Below are 1,112 nucleotides of genomic sequence, written 5' to 3' on the forward strand. Positions count from 1 at the left end.
CAGGACGGAAGCGGTGTCGCCGGCCGCTACCGTGCAACGGCTGGGAGCACGTACGCCATCACCGAGTGACAGCTTCCAGTTCTTTTCGCCCAATTCAAAGGCGACAAACAGCCTGCCGGTGATCGCGGTGTCCTGTGCTTGCAGGGTTCTCTCGGGTGCGTCCATTTGCGTGCTCCTTCCGGGAAACGGTCCAGATAAACCGTTTTACTCCTGGGGGCTTACGCGGGCTGTCCCTCATAGTATCTGAAGGTCGATTCCGTGGCCGTGAAATGCAGCATCATCAGGCGGCTCGTCGCATCGTCGACATACACCAGCAGCGTGCAGGCCGGCGCCCGCTCCTCGAACCAGCGATGGTCGCTGCCGTCGATCTGCACCAGCTCGCCCAGGCACGCGCGCCGTGCGCGTGGCTGATAGACCTTGGGCGGGCGCTGCGCGCGGGGAATCCATAACCCCGCAGCGGTCATCATCATACGCACCGTCTCGACCGACATCTCGATGCCGTGGCATTCGCGCAGCTTCTCGCACGCCAGTGTTGGCCCGAAGTCCCGGTAGCGATCCCGGATGAGTGCGGTCGCACGTTCTGCTTTGCCAGCAGGCAATTGATGATTGCCTGGACGGCCACGTTTGTGCGATACCAGACCCGCCGCGCCAGACTCCCGGTACCGGATCACCAGCCGTTCGACTTGCCGAACCGTCAAACCCAATCGCTCAGCCCCGCGGCCCGGCTTCAGGCCCATCTCGACAATCGCCTGGATGACCTTCAGCCGATCCAGTTCCCGCATCGTCATGGTGATCATCCCCGTGGCGTTCATCTCGGGCGCTCCGACAAAAGGAGCGTCCAGCATGCGCGCCGCTGGTCCTTGAAACCCGACATTTCTTATATGGTCGCCTCCCATTTGCAAGGTGATTGTGCGTGGCGAGGAGGGTGGTTGCGGACTTATATCCGGACTCGATCGCGGGCATGCCCGCCGGCCCCGATGGATTTCGCCGCAAAGGTCCTAATCTAATTAGCGGACTCGAGGTCCGAGAAATGTCTCAGGCTTGCCTTTGCGCGGTCCAACCTGTCTTGCCATCACTCAGTACACCTGTGCAACCGTGAATGGGGTTACTGC

General features: G+C 61.5%; 1 pseudogene. It reads right to left on the reverse strand.

From position 1 onward, the window contains the following. Nucleotides 1-233: 233 nt before the first annotated feature. Nucleotides 234-812, reverse strand: a pseudogene (locus tag M3I56_RS40610) (helix-turn-helix domain-containing protein); the annotation flags it as partial. Between the last annotated feature and the right edge of the window lie 300 nt (nt 813-1,112).

Source organism: Paraburkholderia sp. CNPSo 3281 (genome assembly GCF_024206515.1).
Classification (GTDB): domain Bacteria; phylum Pseudomonadota; class Gammaproteobacteria; order Burkholderiales; family Burkholderiaceae; genus Paraburkholderia; species Paraburkholderia nodosa.